We start from the raw sequence: 18691 nt of genomic DNA, 5'->3' as shown, positions 1-18691 counted from the left end.
GTGAGCACGGCGAAGAACCCGGACGACGCCTCCGACGGCCCCGACACCACGACCGTCCGGGCGGCGGGCTGTGTGCTGTGGCGTCGCGCCCCGGCGGACGGCGGACTGGAGGTGTGTCTCGTGCACCGACCCAAGTACGACGACTGGTCGCACCCGAAGGGCAAGCTGAAACGCGACGAGGATGCGCTCACGGGAGCCCTGCGCGAGGTCGAGGAGGAGACCGGTCACCTGGCCGTCCCCGGCGTGCCGCTGCCGTCCGTCGACTACGAGGCGAACGGCCGCCCCAAGCACGTCCGCTACTGGGCGGCGGAGGCGGTCTCCGGGGTCTTCACCCCGAACGACGAGGTCGACCGCCTCCTCTGGCTGCCGCCGCCCGCGGCCCGCGACCGGCTCACCCAGCCGAGGGACCGCACCCTCGTGGACGCACTGCTGCAGGTCCTGCACCTGGCATAAGGGTGTGGAGGCTCACGGCCGACGGCTGATTCCAGAGGTTTCGGCAGCCCACGCCCCACCCCCGCGCCGGTACCGCTCCGTGTCCTCGGCGTGAGCTTTCCGTGACCTCACCGCACCGTCCCCAGGGGTTCACCCCCCGTTCACTCCCGTCCGTGAGCGCCTTCACCTGATCTGCCTAATTTCAGCCTTACCCGGTGCGGCACGCGACCAAGGGGACGCGTCCACACCAAACAGACTTCGCACCCACCGCACGCCGCCGGATTTCAGGACGGCGGCTCCTGGAAGGACCTTCCTCAAGTGAAGCTTCAGCGCATGAACCGGCGGGCTCTCTCCCTCGGTGCTCTCGCGGTCTCCGGCGCCCTGGCCCTCACGGCGTGCGGCTCGGACGACACCGGCACCAAGAGTGGCAGCAGCTCCTCCGCCACCGCGGCCGCCGGGTCCATCAAGTGCGACGACGCCAAGGGCCAGCTGCTCGCCGACGGCTCCTCCGCGCAGAAGAACGCGATCGACGCCTGGGTGAAGAACTTCACGCAGGCCTGCTCGGGTGTCCAGGTCAACTACAAGGGCTCCGGCTCCGGCGCGGGCGTCACCGCCTTCACGCAGGGTCAGGTCGCCTTCGCCGGTTCGGACTCGGCACTGAAGCCCGACGCCGTCGCCGCCTCCAAGTCCGTCTGCAAGGGCGGCCAGGGCATCGACCTGCCGATGGTGGCCGGCCCGATCGCCGTCGCCTACAACGTCTCCGGCGTGGACAACCTCGTCCTCGACGCCTCGACGATCGCCAAGATCTTCGACGGCAAGATCACCAACTGGAACGACGCCGCGATCGCCAAGCTGAACCCCGGCGCGAAGCTGCCCGACCTGAAGATCCAGCCGTACCACCGCTCGGACGAGTCCGGCACCACGGACAACTTCACCAAGTACCTGATCGCCGCCGCCCCGAACGACTGGAAGTACTCCGGCGGCAAGGCCTGGCAGGCCAAGGGCGGCCAGGCCGCGGCCGGCTCCTCCGGCGTCGCGCAGGGCGTCAAGCAGACCAACGGCGCGATCGGCTACATGGAGCTGTCGTACGCCAAGGACGGTCTCGGCACGGTCGCCGTCAACACCGGTGCCGCGGCCCCGGTCAAGCCCTCCTCGGACGGCGCCACGAAGGCCGTCGCCGCCGCGCAGGTCGTCGGCACCGGCAGCGACCTGTCGCTGAAGCTGGACTACAACACCAAGGCCGACGGCGCCTACCCGCTTACCCTGGTCACGTACGAGATCGCCTGCGACAAGGGCAACAAGGCCGACACCCTGCCCGCCACCAAGGCGTTCCTGCGCTACATCGCCAGCGAGGACGGCCAGGGCATCCTCTCGGGCATCGACTACGCGCCGATCCCCGACGCCATCATCGCCAAGGTCCGCACCACCATCGAGGGCCTGAGCTGATCTGAGCGGTGCGGTCCGGCTCCGGGGACGACCCGGTCCGGACCGCACCCGTCCGGTGCACCGCCGCCAGGGGCCGCCGCCCGCGATCCGGCCCCACCCGAGCCGCCCACACCCACAGGCGGCTCCGCAGACCGGAGACCCCCATGGACATAGAGACGCACAAGTCAGACACCGACGACACCCCACGCCCGACGACCCCGCTGGACACGTCAGACCTCTCGACGGCCCCGCTCCTCCTGACGGCCGACGAGAAGCGCGCGGCACGCGGCGCCACCCGGCCCGGTGACCGGATCTTCCTGGCCCTCTCGCGTGGTTCGGGCATCTTCCTGCTGGTGATCATGGCCGCGATCGCGGTCTTCCTCGCCTACCGCGCGAGCCTCGCCATCAGCAAGGACGACGCCAACTTCCTGACGGCCTTCGAGTGGAACACCAGCCTCGTGCCGCCGCAGTTCGGCATCGCGGTCCTCGCCTTCGGCACGGTGGTCTCGTCGGTCATCGCGATGGTCATCGCGGTCCCGATCGCCGTCGCGATCGCCCTCTTCATCACCCACTACGCCCCGCGCCGCATGAGCGGCCCCGTCGCGTACGTGATCGACCTGCTGGCCGCCGTCCCGTCCATCGTGTACGGCCTCTGGGGCGCCCTGGTCCTCGTGCCGCACATGGACGGCCTGTTCGGCTGGCTGGACGACTACCTGGGCTGGACCGGTGTCTTCTCCTGGGACCAGGGCGCCCCGCGCTCGATGCTCACGGTGGGCATCCTGCTGGCCGTGATGATCCTTCCGGTCATCACCAACGTCAGCCGCGAGGTCTTCCGCCAGGTCCCGCAGATGCACGAGGAGGCGGCCCTGGCGCTGGGCGCAACCCGCTGGGAGGTCATCCGCATGGCGGTGATCCCCTTCGGCCGCTCCGGCGTCATCTCGGCCTCGATGCTCGGCCTCGGCCGCGCACTCGGCGAGACGATGGCCGTGGCCACGGTCCTCTCGCCCGACTTCGACATCCACGCCAGCCTGCTGAACCCCGGCGGCGGCACCTTCGCCCAGAACATCGCCAGCAAGTTCAACGAGGCGACGGAGTTCGGCCGTGACGCGCTCATCGCCTCCGGCCTGGTCCTGTTCGTCATCACCCTGCTGGTCAACGGCGCGGCACGCATGATCATCGCCCGCCGCAAGGAGTACTCGGGGGCCAACGCATGAGCCACGCAAGCGCAGTAGCCGACAAGAGCCCCAGCACGCTCCGCGGCGCGAGCCTGCCGACGTGGTCCCCGTGGGCCATCGCGGCCGGCTCCCTCGCCCTCGCGGCCGTCATCGGCCTCGCCGGCGGCCTCGACAGCAAGGTCCAGTGGGGCCTGATCGCCGGCATCCTGTTCGTCCTCGGCACCTACGGCATCGCCGCGAAGGTGGAGGGCCGGCGCCAGGCCAAGGACCGGATCGCGACGAGCCTGGTCTGGGTGGCGTTCCTGCTGGCCGTGGTCCCGCTGGTCTCGCTCCTGTGGACGACGATCATGCGGGGCGTGAAGGTCCTGGACGTCTACTTCCTCACCCACTCCATGGGCGTGGTGGCGGACAGCGAGCCCGGCGGCGGCATCTACCACGCGATCCTCGGCAGCCTGGAGCAGGTGGGACTCGCCACCGCGATCGGCGCGCCCGTCGGCATCCTGACGGCGATCTACCTGGTCGAGTACGGCCGGGGCGGCCTCGCGAAGGCGGTCACGTTCTTCGTCGACGTCATGACCGGCATCCCCTCCATCGTGGCGGGTCTGTTCATCCTCAGCCTGATGCTGATGCTCGACCTGCAGCCGTTCGGTTTCGCGGGCTCCCTCGCCCTGGCGATCCTGATGATGCCGGTGGTCGTGCGCTCGACGGAGGAGATGCTGAAGCTCGTCCCGAACGAGCTGCGCGAGGCCTCGCTCGCCCTGGGCGTCCCCAAGTGGCGCACGATCCTCAAGGTGGTCGTCCCGACGTCCATCGGAGGCATCATCACGGGCGTGATGCTGGCGGTCGCCCGCATCGCGGGCGAGACGGCTCCGGTCCTGCTCCTGGTCTTCGGCAACCCGTTCATCAACGCCAACCCCTTCGAGGGAGCGCAGGCGTCGCTGCCGCTGTACATCTACCAGCAGTACGCGCAGAGCGCGGGTTCGTCGGCGGCCTACGACCGCGCCTGGGCGGCGTCGCTCACGCTGATCGCCTTCGTGATGATCCTGAACCTGGTGGCCCGCGGCATCGCCCGCTGGAAGGCCCCGCAGACCGGTCGCTGAAGCGGCCATGCAGCGACTGATCCATATGACCGGGAAGTGAAGTGGAAGACATGGCCAAGCGAATCGACGTCAGCGGACTGACCGCGTACTACGGATCCCACAAGGCGATCGACGACATCTCGATGACCGTGGAGCCGCGCTCGGTGACGGCCTTCATCGGCCCCTCCGGCTGCGGCAAGTCCACGTTCCTGCGCACGCTGAACCGTATGCACGAGGTGACGTCGGGCGGCCGGGTCGAGGGCAAGGTGCTGCTGGACGACGAGGACCTGTACGGCGCGGGCGTGGACCCGGTGTCGGTCCGCCGCGAGGTCGGCATGGTCTTCCAGCGCCCGAACCCGTTCCCCACCATGTCGATCTTCGACAACGTGGCGGCCGGCCTGCGGCTGAACGGCTCGTACAAGAAGAGCGAACTGGCCGACGTCGTCGAGAAGTCCCTCCAGGGCGCGAACCTCTGGAACGAGGTCAAGGACCGTCTCAACAAGCCGGGCTCGGGCCTCTCGGGCGGCCAGCAGCAGCGTCTGTGCATCGCCCGCGCCATCGCGGTGGAGCCGAAGGTCCTGCTGATGGACGAGCCCTGCTCGGCCCTCGACCCCATCTCGACGCTCGCCATCGAGGACCTGATCGGCGAGCTGAAGGAACGCTTCACGATCGTCATCGTGACGCACAACATGCAACAGGCGGCGCGCGTCTCGGACCGCACGGCCTTCTTCAACCTGGCCGCGGTCGGCCAGCCCGGCAAGCTGATCGAGCTGGACGACACCGCGCGCATCTTCTCCAACCCGTCGGTGCAGGCCACCGAGGACTACATCTCAGGCCGCTTCGGCTGACCGGACCCCTCGCGGTGCTGCATGGCGGTGCCACCGCGAGGCACACGAAAGGGCCCGCCCCTGCTCCCGGGGGCGGGCCCTTTCCTTGCCGTGGGGGCGGGGATCTACAGGAAGGCCAGATCCACGATCCAGAAGGAGCACGCGGCGACGATCGCGGCCGCCGGCATCGTGATGAACCAGCCCAGCACGATGTTCTTGGCGACACCCCAGCGCACGGCGTTGATCCGCTTCGTCGCCCCGACACCCATGATCGCCGAGGTGATCACATGCGTGGTGGAGATCGGCGCCTTGAACAGGAACGCCGTGGTGAACATGATCGACGCGCCGGTCGTCTCCGCGGCGAAGCCCTGCGGCGGGTCCAGTTCGATGATCTTCCGTCCGAGCGTCCGCATGATGCGCCAGCCGCCCGCGTACGTGCCGAGCGACAGCATCACGGCACAGGCGATCTTCACCCAGACCGGGATCGGGGCGTCCGGCCCCTGGACGTCGCCGATGACGAGCGCCATCACCACGATGCCCATCGTCTTCTGCGCGTCCTGCAGACCGTGCCCGAGCGCCATGGCCGCGGCCGACACCGTCTGGGCTATGCGGAAACCCCGCTTGGCCTTGTGCGGATTGGCCCGCCGGAACATCCACAGGATGGCGGTCATCACCAGATAACCGGCGACGAGTCCCACCACCGGCGAGAGGAACATCGGAATGACGACCTTCTCGAGCACCCCGGACCAGATGACCTCCGTCCCGCCCGCCAGCGCGGCGCCCACCATCCCGCCGAACAGGGCGTGGGACGAGGACGACGGCAGCCCGAAGTACCAGGTGACGAGGTTCCACACGATCGCCCCGACGAGCGCGGAGAACAGGATCGCCATGCCCGTGGAACCGGAGGGGGTCTCGATCAGCCCCTTGCTGACGGTGTGCGCGACGCCACTGCCGAGGAACGCGCCCGCGAGGTTCATCACCGCCGCCATGGCCAGCGCCGCGCGCGGCGTCAGCGCCCGGGTGGAGACCGACGTGGCGATCGCGTTCGCGGAGTCGTGAAAACCGTTGGTGTAGGTGAATCCGAGCGCGACGCCGATGGTCACGATCAGAGCAAAGGTGTCCATGAAGGGCTCAGGACTCCTTGACCGCGATGGTCTCCACCGTGTTGGCCACGTGCTCGAAGGCGTCGGCGGCCTCCTCCAGCACATCCACGATCTGCTTCAGCTTGAGCACCTCGATGGCCTCGTACTTGCCGTTGAAGAGATGCGCGAGCAGCTTCCGGTGGATCTGGTCGGCCTGGTTCTCGAGCCGGTTGACCTCGATCCAGTACTCGGTGAGGTTCTCCATGGTCCGCAGGTTCGGCATGGCCTCGGCCGTCAGTTCGGCCGCCCGCGCCAGCACCTCGATCTGCTGCTCGACGCCCTTGGGCAGTTCCTCGACGTTGTAGAGGACGACCAGGTCGACGGCCTCCTCCATGAAGTCCATGATGTCGTCGAGGGAGGACGCGAGGTTGTAGATGTCCTCGCGGTCGAACGGCGTGATGAACGAGGAGTTCAGCTGGTGGAAGATCGCGTGCGTCGCGTCGTCGCCTGCGTGTTCCGCGGCCCGCATGCGCTCTGCGATCTCGGCCCGGCCGGCGGGGTCCGCCCCGAGCAGTTCCATCAGGAGTTTCGAGCCCGTGACGATGTTGTCCGCGGATGCGGCGAACATGTCGTAGAAGCTCGTCTCCCTGGGGGTCAGACGAAAGCGCACGTTGGGGTCCTCAAGATGCATCGGTTTCGGTCAGGCTGATGCTAGGCGCATCATCCGGCCACGGCTAATGGGGCCGCCCCCCAGTGTCGCCCATCGGCCGGAGCGGTCGGCAGGGGGGCGACCGGACCTGTCGGGCCGGGGGCCGGGCTCCCGCCGAAGTTCGGTACGATATACCCAGTAGGGGTATATGTCTGGAGCCGGAGCGCTGGAGGGCACGATGACGACCACCGAGGCCGACGCGGAAGCCCTCTCGGCCCCCGACCCGCACACCCCCACCGCCCCGGAGCACCCGGAGCATCCGGCCGGAGCGGTCCACGGCTACCACGAGCAGAAGGCCGAACACCTCAAGCGCCTGCGCCGCATCGAGGGCCAGATCCGAGGCCTGCAGCGCATGGTCGACGAGGACACCTACTGCATCGACATACTCACCCAGGTGTCCGCCTCCACCAAGGCCCTGCAGTCCTTCGCCCTGCGGCTCCTGGAGGAACACCTGCGGCACTGCGTCGCCGACGCGGCCCTCAAGGGCGGCGACGAGATCGACGAGAAGGTGGAAGAGGCGACGAGGGCGATCGCCCGCCTACTGCGCACCTGAGCCGGCGGCCCCTTCCCTCCCGGCCCGCTCCTCTCCCACCCGCAGCACCTGGTCGATGCTCTCCATACTGAGCCGTTCCTCCCCGGCCGCCGAGGCCGCGATGATCAGCTCCCCGCACAGTTCGATCTCGGCGAGGGCCACGTGGTCCTGAACTGCCGTGCCGCCGCCGCCCGGAGCCACGCGCATCACCTCGTCTCTGCCGTCACCGGCTTCCTAGAGTAGGGAGCGGCCCACACGGCGCGCATGGCACGGACGGGCTAGTCCTTACGACCGCCCTGTGGCCGAAAACACTCGGTCCGGTCGGAGCCCGCTACTCCGCGATCCGCCCGGCGTAGATGTCGGCCGCGGCCGGCAGCCGCACCTGGACGGGAGCGCCGAAGTCGTACAGCAAAGTCGTCGAGGCGACGGCGACGGGTTCCTTCCGCTGCCCGTTCACGAAGCTGAACCGGTGCCGGATCTTGCGGATCCGCCCCTCGTCGTCGAGGTAGACGTCGAACGGCACCCGAGCCGTGGCGAACCCCTTCGCCGCCGCCCGCAGCGCGTCCCGTCCGCCCGCCGACGCGTCCTCGGCGGCCTCCGTCAGATCGGCGGTGCCCCGGTAGTGCCGCACCGCGGTCCCGGCCACCTCGGTCCGCCCCACGTACGTCGCCGTGCGCGTCCCGCGCAGCACCTCGGCGGCGGCGAACGGATCGGTGGCCCCACCGGTCACCAGGTTCCCGTCGGACAGGGTCGCCGTCGCCACCCGCACCCACTTGTCGTCCGGCACCCCGGCTCCCCGGTTCTTCATGAACAGGGCTCCAGGAGCGAGGAGTTCGGTGATCGGGCGGTGCTCACTGGTGCCGGCGGGGTCCTGCGGCAGCAGCACCTTCAGCTGCCCGAGCTGCCTGCGGTAGTCGTAGACGCCCTGCCCGCGGATGGTCACCAGGGTCCCGCCGGTGGCCATCTCCATCGACGTACGGGCCTTCGACGTGCCCGCCGCGACGAGGGCGTCCGCGGCCCGGTGCAGCGTCCGCACGGGGTCGGTCGCCCGCCCGTCCTCGACGGCGGCCGGACCGGCCGAACACCCCGCGGCGCACAGGCAGATCCCGGCCACGATCCCGGACACGATCCCGGACAGGACCGCTCCGCCCGCCTTCCTCCGACCCCGCTCCGCCATGGCCTGCCAACCCCCAGCCGGTACGTCCGTCACGGACCCCCCGTCGCTCCGATTAACGACGGCCGGGTGCCCCCGTCACGCGGCCCGGACCGACGGCGGACCGCCGAGGCTGGGTAACGTTGTCCATGTGACGCAGCAGGACGGCTCGCCCTCCCCCCGCACCGACGGGGAACACCGCACCACGACCGTCGAACAAGGCCGTTTCTGTCTCGCCCGCTGCACCTGCGGGTGGCGCGGCCCGGCCCGCAGAGCAAGAAGCATGGCCAGATCGGACGCGGAGACCCACGCCCACGGCTGACCGGCCGCCGCCGGCTCGCGTCCCGGCCCGCCCGACGGCAGGCCCGCCCGACGGCAGGCCCGTCCGGCGGACGTCACCGTTCCGTCACCGCCGGCGGCCGGCGGAACCTGTGGTCTCGTGGCCCCGTCTCGCTCTGTGAAGCCGACAGCGGCCGAGGGAAGGCGCACGAACATGGAACGGCGTACGTTCATCGCAGGCGGCGCGGCCGCGGTCGCGGCGGCAGCGACCGCGTGCAAGGCGAACGGCGGCAGCGCGAGCGGCGCCGCCTCCGGCACCGGAACCGCCGACGGCGACAGGTCCGACGGGACGACCCTCCTCACGACGACCAGCGTCTCCGCCCCCGCCGACTGGGCCGCCCTGGCCCGCGGCCTGGACGGCACGCTGGTCCGCCCCGGCGAGGCCTCCTGGGCGGCGGCCCGTCAGCTGTACAACACCCGCTTCGACGGCCTGAAGCCCGCGGCGGTGGCCTACGTCGCCCACGCCGACGACATCCGTACGGTCATGGCCTACGCCCGCGCCCACCGGATCAAGGCCGCGATCCGCAACGGCGGCCACTCCTACGGCGGCTGGTCCTCCGGCGACGGCCGACTGATCATCGACGTCTCCAGGCTGAACCGGGTCCGGGCGAGCGGCGGCTCGGCCGTGGTCGGCGCGGGCTCCAAGCTGATCGACGTCTACCGGGCGCTCGCGGCGAAGGGCGTGACGATCCCCGCGGGCTCCTGCCCGACGGTCGGCGTCTCCGGCCTCGTGCTGGGCGGCGGCCACGGTGTGGTCTCCCGCGCCTACGGCCTGACCTGCGACAGCCTCACCCGCGCCACCGTCGTCACCGCGGACGGCAAGCAGCTCACCGCCGACGCGACGAGGAACACGGCCCTCTTCTGGGCCCTGCGCGGAGCGGGCAACGGCAACTTCGGCGTCGTCACCGAGCTGGAGTTCAAGACCCACCCCGCGCCCCAGGCGGTGACGGGCTACCTCACCTGGCCCTGGTCGAAGGCGGCCGCGGTGGTCAAGGCGTGGCAGGAGTGGGGTCCGGCCCAGCCCGACGAGATCTGGTCCTCCCTCCACGTGGCGAACGCCCCCGGCGGCACCCCCACCATCTCCGTCGCCGCGTTCTGCATCGGCACGTACGGTCAGCTCGAGAACGCCGTCGACCGCCTCGCGGACCGGGTCGGCGCCCCCGCGACGAACGTGTCCCTGCGTCGGCGCACGTACGAGGCGGCGATGGAGATCTACGCCGGCTGCTCGTCCTTCACCTCGGACGCCCAGTGCCACCTGCCGGGCTCCACGCCGGGCCGCTCCCCGCAGGGCGCGCTGGGCCGGGAGACGTACGCGGCCCGCTCGGACTTCTTCGACGTCTCGCTCTCGGCGGCGGGCATCCAGACCCTGCTGAAGCAGATCACGTCGGTGCAGGGCGGCACGGGCAGCATCGCGCTGACGGCGCTGGGCGGCGCGGTGAACCGGGTCTCGCCGCTGGCAACCGCGTTCGTCCACCGCCGCTCACGCATGCTGGCCCAGTACATCGCGTCCTGGCGGGCCGGCACGGCGGGGACGGCGGCGCAGTCCTGGCTGAACACCGCCCACCGGGCGATGGCCCCGTACGCCTCGGGCGCGGCCTACCAGAACTACGCGGACCCGACCCTGACGAACTGGCGCAAGGCCTACTACGGCGACGCGCTCCCCCGCCTGACCCGGCTGAAGCAGCACTACGACCCCAACGGCTTCTTCACCTACCCCCAGGCCCTCTGAAGCCCGAGGCCCGAAGACGGCGTCAGGCGGCGAGGTCCCGCTCCTCCGCGGCGACCTCGGGCCGGGCGCCGCGGGCGAACCCCTCCAGGTCGTCGGCCCGAGCCGACCGGCTGCGCACCAGCCGGCCCATCCGGGGCGACCGGTCGACGGCCCTCAGCACCGGGGTGAGCAGCATGGAGGCGACCGGCGACAGCAGCAGCGCCACGGCGGTGCCGAGCGCGAACCCGCCGATCACGTCGGTCGGATAGTGCACGCCCATGTAGACCCGGCAGAACCCCTCGAGCAGGGCCATCCCTATCCCGACGAGCCCGAACCTCCGGTGGGCGACGAACAGCCCCACGGCCATGGCCATGGTCAGCGTCGCGTGGTCGCTCACGAACGAGTAGTCGGTCTTGCCGGAGACGAGCACCTCGAGGCCCTGGTGATCGCGGAAGGGCCGCGGCCGCTCGACGAACCCTCTTATCGGCACGTTCACCAGCACGGCGACGGCGGCGGCGAGCGGCGCCCACACCAGGGCGGCCACGGAGGAGGCGGCCTCCTCGGCCCCGCCCGGCCGGCGGCGCACTCCCCACCAGCACCACACGATCAGCAGGACCATGGCGAGCAACAGCCCGTATTCACCGACGAATTCGACGATGCGGTTGAGCCAGTGCGGGGCGTCCTCGGCCAGCCCGTTGATGTCGTAGAGCAGGTCGACGTCGGGGTTCGACCCGGATTCGGCGAGTCCAGCCATGGTGCTGCGGCCCCTTCATCGTGTTCTGCTCGGCGCGCCTCGCATGCGCCCGCTTCAACAGGAACGCACGGCCCCGGTTGATACGTTCCACTCTCCACTGAATGATCACTCAGACGTTATCGAAGAGAGACAGATCCGCGCAGCTCAGAGCCTGGGTTCCGGCCCGCCTCACACCCTCGTCGGGAGCGCTTTCGCGCCATCTTCGGTGACCCGGGTGGCTCCGAAGTACTCAGCGGTGTCGATGGGGTCGAACCGGATGACGGCCCCCGTGTAGGGCGCGTCGATCATGTACCCGCCGCCCACGTACATCCCGACGTGGTGGATGGCCCGCGAGTTGTTGAGATCGGTGGAGAAGAACACCAGGTCCCCCGGCAGCAGCTCGCTCCGCTTCGGATGCGGCCCGGCGTTGTACTGATCGTTGGCGACCCGGGGCAGGGTGATCCCGACGCTCTCGTAGGCGGCCTTGGTCAGCCCGGAGCAGTCGAACCGTCCTCCCTGATCAGCGGTGCCGTTCCCACCCCACAGATAAGGCGTGCCGAGCTTCTTCTGCGCAAAGTAGATGGCCCCCGCGGCCTGCTTGGACGGATCCACCCGAGAAACAGGAGCAGCAAAGGACTTCTCGAGCGTCGTGATCGTCTTCACGTACGTTCGGGTCTCGCTGTACGGGGGCACACCCCCGTATTTGATGACCGCGTCCGGTCCCGCGTTGTAGGCGGCGAGCATGTTGTGCGTGATGTTTCCCGGGACGGTCTTGACGTACGAGGCGAGCTGGCAGTCGTACGCGGCCGCCGATGGAATCGCGTCATTCGGATCCCAGACGTCACGGTCGCCGTCGCCGTCGCCGTCGACGCCGTGCGTGGCCCACGTTCCGGGGATGAACTGAGCTATTCCCTCCGCCTTCGCCGGACTCTTGGCGTTGGGGTTGAATCCGCTCTCCTGGTACAGCTGCGCGGCGAGCAGCGCGGGATTGATCGCGGGGCAGTGGTTTCCCCACTTCTGCACGAGCGCCTGGTACGCAGCCGGCACGGCCCCCTTGGCCAGACCTACGCTCTTGCCGCCCACGCCGTTGACGATGTTCCCTGCGACGACGTACACGCCGACGACGAGAAGCATCACGAAGCTGAGCCCCGCCCCGGCAAGGGCAGCCGTCAGGAGCCACGCCTTACGCACCGTCAACCGCCCCTCGTCCGCGCGGGATTCTGCCCCCGTCAGTCTATGAGCTTCCCACCCGGAATCCGGTGCAACCGATGCTCTCGTAGTCGGTCGGGCTGCTCTTGACGTGATAGATGACGGCGGTCCAGTCACCCGGGTCGTTGACCACGGGGATCGCCGCCTCGCCTTTGCTCGCGGAGAAGTGTCCCTGGAAGTCGTCGGGGTAGGTCAACTCGACGAACCCGCCTTCCTTCCAGTGCTCGTAGATGTCCACGGGCTTGCTCGTGTAGCCGACGTTCTTGCTCTCCATCATCACCTCGTACGGCTTGCCCGTGTCGGCGTCTATCTCGTGCGGCGGTTTCACGCCCACCGAGACGTAGTACGGGGCCGGCTTCTTGTCCTCGATCTCCGCGTACTTGAAGCGGAAGGTGATTCTCGCGCGTCTGACGACGGTGGCGGAGTCCGGATCGTCGAGGTCGTCCACCGCGTACTGGAGTTCCTTCGGTGCGCTGACGGCGCCGACCTGGGCGCACTTGCCGATGCCGTGCACTGCCTCTGCCGGCTCGGTCGACAAAGTCCAGCGGTCCAGGGAGACCCGGTCGTTCAGGATGTACTCCGGCACCTTGTGCGGCACAGCGCTCGCGGTGGGGGACTCCGAGGACGACGAGCCCCCGCCCGTCCCCCCTGTCCCGTTGTCTTCCAGCATCTTCAGCGTCACGGCTGTTCCCGTCCCCACCACCACGGCGACCGCGAGGGCGACGACCCACGGCGTGCGGCGCGACCGTCGCCGTCCCGGAACGGCCGTCGGCGCCGGGGGCACGAAGGTGGGCACATACCCCGGGAGCGCCGTCGGCACGTAGCCGGGCCCGACGGTCGGCGCGTCCTCCGGCGGTGTCGGCGCTCCATGTCCCGGTGGAACCAGTCCCGCCGCCCTGGCGGCCGGGAGATCCTGCGGCACGGCCTCGATGTCGCTGGTGAGGCGAACGTAGAACGGATCCTCGGCGAGCACGGACGTCACCGCGCAGCGGGTGATCACCTCGGCCGGCCCGGGGCGCCGGGCGGGGTCCTTGGCCACGCAGTCCTGTATGAGCTCGGCCAGATCCGGCTCGACCCCGCCGACGTCGATGTCCTCGTGCACCACCCGGTACGACACCGCGTGCGTGGGGCCCGACCCGAACGGCGGACGTCCCGTCACGACGTACGCCAGCATCGCCCCGAGGGCGAACATGTCCGTGGCCGAGCCCACCTGATTGCTGATCAGCACCTCGGGTGCCGTGTATCCGGGCGTTCCCGGGGCGAATCCGGTCTGCGTCAGGGCCGTGTCCGCCGCCCCGCGGGCGATGCCGAAGTCGATGAGCAGCGGCCCCTGCGGCGAGAGGATCACGTTCTGCGGTTTGAGGTCCCGGTGTGTCACTCCGTACCCGTGGACGGTTGCCAACGCTTCGGCCAGAGCGGCGAACAGCGACCGCGCGCTGTCCGAGGGCAACGGCCCCCGCTCCCGTATCGCGCCGCCCAGCGTCGGCCCCGGCACGTACTCCGTGGCCAGCCAATAGGGCGCCGTGTCCAGCGAGGCGTCGATGAGGTTGGCCGTGTACGCGCTGCGGACCGCCCGCACCGTCTCCACCTCGCGCCGGAACCGGGTCAGCGCTTCCGGATGGTCGACGATCTCGTCCCGGATGACCTTGATCGCCACGAGCCGTCCACCGGGCGAGCGCCCGAGGTAGACCTGCCCCATGCCACCTGCGCCGAGCCGTGCGAGAAGCGTGTGCGCGCCTATCCGCGCGGGGTCCTGAGCCTTCAGTACGTCCACCGAACCGACCTTGCCACATAGATCAGTTGGCCAGGGAGGCGATCCGGGCGTCGTGCGCGCGCCCGGCGGGTAAAGGGCGGACCGGGCCGACGCCAGGCATCGCCCAACGTTCGATCCCGTGATCGTCATGCGGGGCCATGATTCGGCAACACGTGCGACCGCCCAAGGGCTCGGGCATACGTTCCACCCCGTGAATCCTGAAGGCATCCCCCACAGATCCGTCCAGCACCCTCCGGCCGCCACCGCCCGTCGCGCGCTGCTGCGCGGCCTCGCAGGCACGGCGACCCTGGGCGGCCTCGCCCTCGCCGCGGCCCCCGCCTCCGCCGCTCCTCGCGCGACCGCTTCGCGCGGCGGCACCCCGCGCGCCGCCGCGCCCCGGCCCACCACCGCCGACGGTGCGCTGCGGGAACTCGCCGCGGGCAACCGGCGCTGGCGCACCTACTGCGAGCGCCATCCGGACGAGACGCCCGCGGTCCGGACAAGCCTGACGGCAGGGCAGCAGCCCTTCGCCGTGGTCCTCGGCTGCATCGACTCGCGCGTGCCGCCCGAGCTGGTGTTCGACCAGGGTCTCGGTGACCTGATGACCGTTCGCAGCGCGGGCGAGGTGCTCGACGAGGCCGTTCTCGGCAGCGTGGCCTACGGAGTGCTGGAACTGGGGATACCGCTGGTCATGGTGCTCGGGCACCAGTCGTGCGGCGCGGTGAAGGCCGCGGTGCAGGCGGATCTGACCGGTGAGCGGCTGCCCGCTCACATCCAGTATCTGGCGGACCGGATATCCCCGTCCATCGACCGCACGAAGACCGGCGACGCCCGCGTCGACTCGACCGTCGACGCCAACATACGAGCCGTCCGCTCACATCTCGCCGCCGAGCCCGACCTCGCCGCGAAGATCTCGGCCGGCGAGCTGGCCGTCGTCGGCGCCCGCTACGAGCTCACCACCCAGCTCGTGCACCCCATCGCCTAGGGCTCCTGGGAATCGGAGGCCGCCTCCCGGTACAGCTGCGCGGCCTCCGGTCCCAGGACCACGCTGTACGAGACGTCGTCCGTGGATCCGCCCTGCTCGTGACCGCCCAGTATGCCGACGACCTCGCCGTAGCCGTTCACCCACGGGCTGCCGCTGGTGCCGCCGGAGAAGCCGGGGCAGGCTATGCGCTGCTGGGTGCCGGTGTGGGCGGTGGGCTTGTTCACGCACCGGATCGGCGCCTCAGCGGCATTGGGGTATCCCGTGACGGTCACGGCCGTGGCTCCCGTGGCGGTGCCCGGGGCGAACCGGTTGCCGCCGACCACGTCCTCGACGCCCTCGCCGTCCTGCTCCTCGAGCGTGGCGAACGCCACGTCGCTGTCCTCGTCCTGCCCTCGCGTCCACCCGTCGGGCAGGAAGACCTTCGCGACCTTCCAGACGCCGTAGGGGGCCTCGCCGTCCCGGTAGCCGGGGACGAACGCCACGTCGCCTGCGTCGAGCAGACAGTGCGCCGCCGTGACGATGAGATCGCGGTGCGGGCTGTGCACCACGGACGCCGTGCAGACGTGCCGGCCGGCCAGCCTGCCGGCGTCCGCGTCGTCCGCCGCGAACAGCGCGCCGACCTTCGCGGACTGCGGCGTCGACGCGGCCACGGCCGTCACCCCCAGGGGCCCGGGGCCCCCGTCGGCGGCCGCCTCGGAGGCGGAGGTGACGGCCAGCAGCACGACCGCACCGAGCAGCGCTTTTCGGTTCATCGGATCCACTGTGTCCCACGAAGGTGAGAGAAGCGACAGATAGCACTTCCGACGCTACCCGCACTCGGCTCGCACAATCGTTCCTCCTTCGCTCTCCCGTACGGATGCCCCCTGGACGGCAGCACAGACCTGCCCGGGACGCACTCCTCACCCCGCCCGGCGTCACCCCCGGCTCGACGTCACCCGCCGGCCCCCGGCCCGCCCAACCCCGGCCCCCCGGCCAGCCGGCCCGCCCGCCGCCCCCGACCCGCCCGCATCCGCGCGCGGCCGGCGACACCATGCAAGTCGAAGTCCCGCCACACCGAAGCCACTTGACCGCACCGGAGGCCACCTGAGGTCACCGGAGGTCAAGTGACGGCCATCGCCGCACCATCCCCCCGCCATTGATCAGCAATCACCCGCCCCCTCCGGTATGGCGGAAGTCAGGATTCCGCCAGGCATCTTGTTGTCGCGTACTCAACAAAGGAACAGTCGTCGTGGGCCGCCGCCCGCCTCCGGAGACCACGTACCGGTGGCACGCATCACCCCCCACCCGCACCGCCCCTGTCACCCCATCATCAGGAGCTGTCCGTTGCGTACGACGACTTCCCCCGCCTCCCCCGCCAGATCCGGCCGACGCCGCCGCGCCGGCGCCTCCGTCCTCGGCGCCGCCGCCCTCGTGCTCGCCGGACTCGGCACCGCGGCCCAGGCGAGCGCGGCGCCCGCCACCACCGCCAAGACGACGTCCTCGAAGGTCACCTGGGCGGCCACCCCCTGTGCCACCCCCAAGCACAAGGGCGACCTGACCTGCAACTCCTTCCGCGTCACCGGCGGCACCACCGCCTTCCAGAAGGAACGCGCCGCCGACACCGGCCGGACCGCCGGCGTCACCCCGAAGGCGGCCGCCGCGTCCCCCACCGGCTACGGGCCGTCCGACCTCCAGGACGCCTACGGCCTGGCCGACGCCGCCTCCAGCAACGGCTCCGGCGAGACCATCGCCATCGTCGACGCGTACGACGACCCGAACGCAGCCGCCGACCTCGCCAAGTACCGCTCCTACTACGGCCTCCCCGCCTGCACGGTGGCGAGCGGCTGCTTCAAGAAGGTGAGCCAGACCGGCTCGACGACCTCGCTGCCCTCCGCCGACAGCGGCTGGGCCGAGGAGGAGTCCCTCGACCTCGACATGGCCAGCGCGGTCTGCCCGAACTGCAAGATCCTGCTCGTCGAGGCGACCTCCGCCTCCATGACCAACCTCGGCAAGGCCGTGAACGAGGCCGTCACGCTGGGCGCGAAGTTCGTGTCCAACAGCTACGGCGGCTCCGAGTCCTCCTCGGACACCTCGTACGACACCTCGTACTTCAAGCACGCCGGCGTCGCCATCACCGTCAGCGCGGGCGACGAGGGCTACGGGGCCGAGTACCCGGCCGCCTCCAGGTACGTGACGTCCGTCGGCGGCACCGCCCTGTCCACGTCCTCGAACTCCCGCGGCTGGACCGAGAAGGTCTGGAACACCAGCTCCACCGAGGGCACCGGCTCCGGCTGCTCCGCCTACGACGCCAAGCCGACCTGGCAGACCGACACCGGCTGCGCCAAGCGCACCGTCTCCGACGTCTCGGCCGTGGCCGACCCGGCGACCGGCGTCTCCGTCTACGACTCCTACGGCGTCACCGCCGGCTGGTACACCTTCGGCGGCACCAGCGCCTCCTCGCCCATCATCGCCGCCGTCTACGCCCTCGCCGGCACCCCCGGCAGCAGCGACTACCCGGCCTCGTACCCCTACGCGGCCGCCGGCACCTCCGCCCTGAACGACGTCACCAGCGGCAGCAACGGCACCTGCTCCTCCAGCGCGTCCTACCTCTGCACCGCCCGCTCCGGCTACGACGGCCCCACCGGCCTCGGCACCCCCGAGGGGACGGACGCCTTCACCGGATGACCTGACCTCCCGTCACACCGATCAGCCACAGTGGGCCGTGGGGGCCACCCGTGGCGAAAGGGCGAACGGGCCGCGGCACCCAGCCGCGGCCCGTTCGCCCTTCCTCGTGAGAACATCGAAACGTACGCTCACCCGACCGGCCGTCAGAAACCGCACAGGGCCGTGAAGTGGGCTAACGACGGAACCACACCACAGGTTCCGCTCCGGCCTCGTTGCCCGGCGTGACCTGCCGTGATACACAGAGTGACCATACGAGCTATTCGTACGAATCCCGCCTGTCAATGACGCCAAGTCGACATACGACGGCGACTTTGTCGGCGAGAATGAGACGTGACCTCTGCACACCGGCAGAGGGCGGCGGAACTACCCACCAGGGGCGGTGACTTACATGCTGTTCGCGGCCGACAAGGGCGACATCAACACCATCATCGGCGGGATCGCTCCCGACTGGGGGCCCTTCGGCAGCCTGGGCAACGAGGCGAAGGTGATGATCGAGGTCGTGATGGCGGTCGCCATCCTCCTCTGCCTCGGCATCGCCATCTGGGGCGCGGCCAAACAGCGCATCGGCGCGACGGCCCTGCGGGACACCTTCAGTGCGGAACAGGGCAAGGGCCTCATCATCGCCGGGCTGACAGGCGTCTTCATCATCGGTTCCCTGGGGACGCTGTTCACGATCGTGTACGGCATGGCGGTGTAGCTGCGGCCCCGCAGCACCCCCAGTCCCGTCCGGGCACGCCCGGCCCCCCGTCCCCACCCACCTGTCGTGCCCACCGGCTGAGGTTGCGTTTCCCTGATGTCCCTGATGTCGAGTCACCACACCGCGCCCGCGCGGGAACCAGCACGGCTACCGTCGTACTGCTACGCGTTCCGGTACGGCAACGAGGGG

At 70.2% G+C, this 18691-nt stretch carries 18 protein-coding genes; 10 read left to right on the top strand and 8 right to left on the bottom strand.

Going from position 1 to position 18691, the window contains the following annotated elements:
* The 5 genes from OHS82_RS22610 (at position 1) to pstB (ending at position 4959) form a co-directional block, all read left to right on the top strand.
* Complete coding sequence (locus OHS82_RS22610; RefSeq protein ID WP_328434365.1) at positions 1 to 453, top strand: NUDIX hydrolase; 453 nt, start codon at positions 1 to 3, stop codon at positions 451 to 453.
* Between the two features lie 297 nt (positions 454 to 750).
* Complete coding sequence (gene pstS, locus OHS82_RS22605) at positions 751 to 1878, top strand: phosphate ABC transporter substrate-binding protein PstS (RefSeq protein WP_057579308.1); 1128 nt, start codon at positions 751 to 753, stop codon at positions 1876 to 1878.
* Positions 1879 to 2021: 143 nt separating this feature from the next.
* Entirely contained in the window at positions 2022 to 3071 is a 1050-nt protein-coding gene (gene pstC, locus OHS82_RS22600; RefSeq protein ID WP_328434364.1) for a phosphate ABC transporter permease subunit PstC, read from the top strand.
* The gene (gene pstA / locus OHS82_RS22595; RefSeq protein ID WP_057579310.1) at positions 3068 to 4132 is read left to right on the top strand and encodes a phosphate ABC transporter permease PstA; all 1065 of its coding nucleotides are present in this window, start codon (positions 3068 to 3070) and stop codon (positions 4130 to 4132) included. Before pstC ends, pstA begins: the two co-directional genes overlap by 4 nt.
* 50 nt (positions 4133 to 4182) lie before the next feature.
* A complete protein-coding gene (gene pstB / locus OHS82_RS22590; RefSeq protein WP_057579312.1) occupies positions 4183 to 4959 on the top strand; it encodes a phosphate ABC transporter ATP-binding protein PstB in 777 nt (258 codons plus the stop codon).
* Between the two features lie 104 nt (positions 4960 to 5063).
* Here the strand turns inward: pstB and OHS82_RS22585 are convergent, their stop codons facing one another.
* Entirely contained in the window at positions 5064 to 6062 is a 999-nt protein-coding gene (locus tag OHS82_RS22585; RefSeq protein WP_057579314.1) for an inorganic phosphate transporter, read from the bottom strand.
* A gap of 7 nt (positions 6063 to 6069) precedes the next feature.
* Complete coding sequence (locus tag OHS82_RS22580; protein ID WP_057579445.1) at positions 6070 to 6690, bottom strand: DUF47 domain-containing protein; 621 nt, start codon at positions 6688 to 6690, stop codon at positions 6070 to 6072.
* Between the two features lie 217 nt (positions 6691 to 6907).
* On the opposite strand from OHS82_RS22580, the gene OHS82_RS22575 reads away from it, so the two are divergent.
* Positions 6908 to 7282 carry a metal-sensitive transcriptional regulator gene (locus OHS82_RS22575; protein WP_328434363.1) on the top strand — a complete coding sequence of 125 codons (375 nt, stop codon included), beginning with the start codon at positions 6908 to 6910 and terminating at the stop codon, positions 7280 to 7282.
* On the opposite strand, the gene OHS82_RS22570 is transcribed toward OHS82_RS22575, so the two are convergent.
* Positions 7268 to 7468 (bottom strand): hypothetical protein, encoded by a 201-nt coding sequence (locus OHS82_RS22570; protein WP_057579447.1) that lies wholly within the window; start codon positions 7466 to 7468, stop codon positions 7268 to 7270. The genes OHS82_RS22575 and OHS82_RS22570 overlap by 15 nt on opposite strands.
* Before the next feature lie 124 nt (positions 7469 to 7592).
* The gene (locus OHS82_RS22565; RefSeq protein WP_057579318.1) at positions 7593 to 8438 is read right to left on the bottom strand and encodes a hypothetical protein; all 846 of its coding nucleotides are present in this window, start codon (positions 8436 to 8438) and stop codon (positions 7593 to 7595) included.
* Positions 8439 to 8907: 469 nt separating this feature from the next.
* Between OHS82_RS22565 and OHS82_RS22560 the strand changes: the two genes are divergently transcribed.
* Positions 8908 to 10482, top strand: coding sequence for an FAD-binding oxidoreductase (locus OHS82_RS22560; RefSeq protein WP_328434362.1), 1575 nt, complete (start codon positions 8908 to 8910; stop codon positions 10480 to 10482).
* Between the two features lie 22 nt (positions 10483 to 10504).
* Here OHS82_RS22560 and OHS82_RS22555 read toward each other — a convergent pair whose 3' ends face one another.
* The 3 genes from OHS82_RS22555 to OHS82_RS22545 form a co-directional block, all read right to left on the bottom strand.
* Positions 10505 to 11215: a phosphatase PAP2 family protein gene (locus OHS82_RS22555; RefSeq protein ID WP_057579321.1), complete on the bottom strand. Its 711-nt coding sequence runs from the start codon at positions 11213 to 11215 to the stop codon at positions 10505 to 10507.
* 168 nt (positions 11216 to 11383) lie between these two features.
* Entirely contained in the window at positions 11384 to 12391 is a 1008-nt protein-coding gene (locus tag OHS82_RS22550; protein ID WP_277922392.1) for a C40 family peptidase, read from the bottom strand.
* Between the two features lie 37 nt (positions 12392 to 12428).
* The gene (locus tag OHS82_RS22545; protein ID WP_057579322.1) at positions 12429 to 14177 is read right to left on the bottom strand and encodes a serine/threonine-protein kinase; all 1749 of its coding nucleotides are present in this window, start codon (positions 14175 to 14177) and stop codon (positions 12429 to 12431) included.
* A gap of 190 nt (positions 14178 to 14367) precedes the next feature.
* Here OHS82_RS22545 and OHS82_RS22540 point away from each other — a divergent pair, with 190 nt between their 5' ends.
* A complete protein-coding gene (locus OHS82_RS22540; protein WP_057579324.1) occupies positions 14368 to 15141 on the top strand; it encodes a carbonic anhydrase in 774 nt (257 codons plus the stop codon).
* On the opposite strand, the gene OHS82_RS22535 is transcribed toward OHS82_RS22540, so the two are convergent.
* Positions 15138 to 15893, bottom strand: coding sequence for a trypsin-like serine peptidase (locus tag OHS82_RS22535; RefSeq protein WP_057579326.1), 756 nt, complete (start codon positions 15891 to 15893; stop codon positions 15138 to 15140). The genes OHS82_RS22540 and OHS82_RS22535 overlap by 4 nt on opposite strands.
* A gap of 571 nt (positions 15894 to 16464) precedes the next feature.
* Here OHS82_RS22535 and OHS82_RS22530 point away from each other — a divergent pair.
* Both OHS82_RS22530 and OHS82_RS22525 read left to right on the top strand, forming a co-directional pair.
* Positions 16465 to 17805 (top strand): S53 family peptidase, encoded by a 1341-nt coding sequence (locus OHS82_RS22530; protein ID WP_057579328.1) that lies wholly within the window; start codon positions 16465 to 16467, stop codon positions 17803 to 17805.
* Positions 17806 to 18193: 388 nt separating this feature from the next.
* Positions 18194 to 18502: a hypothetical protein gene (locus OHS82_RS22525; RefSeq protein ID WP_003991275.1), complete on the top strand. Its 309-nt coding sequence runs from the start codon at positions 18194 to 18196 to the stop codon at positions 18500 to 18502.
* Positions 18503 to 18691: the final 189 nt, after the last annotated feature.

The sequence above is a fragment of the Streptomyces sp. NBC_00425 genome, from assembly GCF_036030735.1.
Lineage (GTDB): Bacteria > Actinomycetota > Actinomycetes > Streptomycetales > Streptomycetaceae > Streptomyces.
This window is presented reverse-complemented; position numbering and strand designations above follow the sequence as displayed.

Excerpts from the sequence above, each read along its gene's own strand:
- pstA (WP_057579310.1), top strand. The coding sequence starts at position 3,068 with ATGAGCCACGCAAGCGCAGTAGCCGACAAGAGCCCCAGCACGCTCCGC.
- OHS82_RS22585 (WP_057579314.1), bottom strand. The coding sequence starts at position 6,062 with ATGGACACCTTTGCTCTGATCGTGACCATCGGCGTCGCGCTCGGATTC.
- pstB (WP_057579312.1), top strand. The coding sequence starts at position 4,183 with ATGGCCAAGCGAATCGACGTCAGCGGACTGACCGCGTACTACGGATCC.
- OHS82_RS22575 (WP_328434363.1), top strand. The coding sequence starts at position 6,908 with ATGACGACCACCGAGGCCGACGCGGAAGCCCTCTCGGCCCCCGACCCG.
- OHS82_RS22560 (WP_328434362.1), top strand. The coding sequence starts at position 8,908 with ATGGAACGGCGTACGTTCATCGCAGGCGGCGCGGCCGCGGTCGCGGCG.
- pstC (WP_328434364.1), top strand. The coding sequence starts at position 2,022 with ATGGACATAGAGACGCACAAGTCAGACACCGACGACACCCCACGCCCG.
- OHS82_RS22565 (WP_057579318.1), bottom strand. The coding sequence starts at position 8,438 with ATGGCGGAGCGGGGTCGGAGGAAGGCGGGCGGAGCGGTCCTGTCCGGG.
- OHS82_RS22535 (WP_057579326.1), bottom strand. The coding sequence starts at position 15,893 with ATGAACCGAAAAGCGCTGCTCGGTGCGGTCGTGCTGCTGGCCGTCACC.
- OHS82_RS22555 (WP_057579321.1), bottom strand. The coding sequence starts at position 11,215 with ATGGCTGGACTCGCCGAATCCGGGTCGAACCCCGACGTCGACCTGCTC.
- OHS82_RS22525 (WP_003991275.1), top strand. The coding sequence starts at position 18,194 with ATGCTGTTCGCGGCCGACAAGGGCGACATCAACACCATCATCGGCGGG.
- OHS82_RS22570 (WP_057579447.1), bottom strand. The coding sequence starts at position 7,468 with ATGCGCGTGGCTCCGGGCGGCGGCGGCACGGCAGTTCAGGACCACGTG.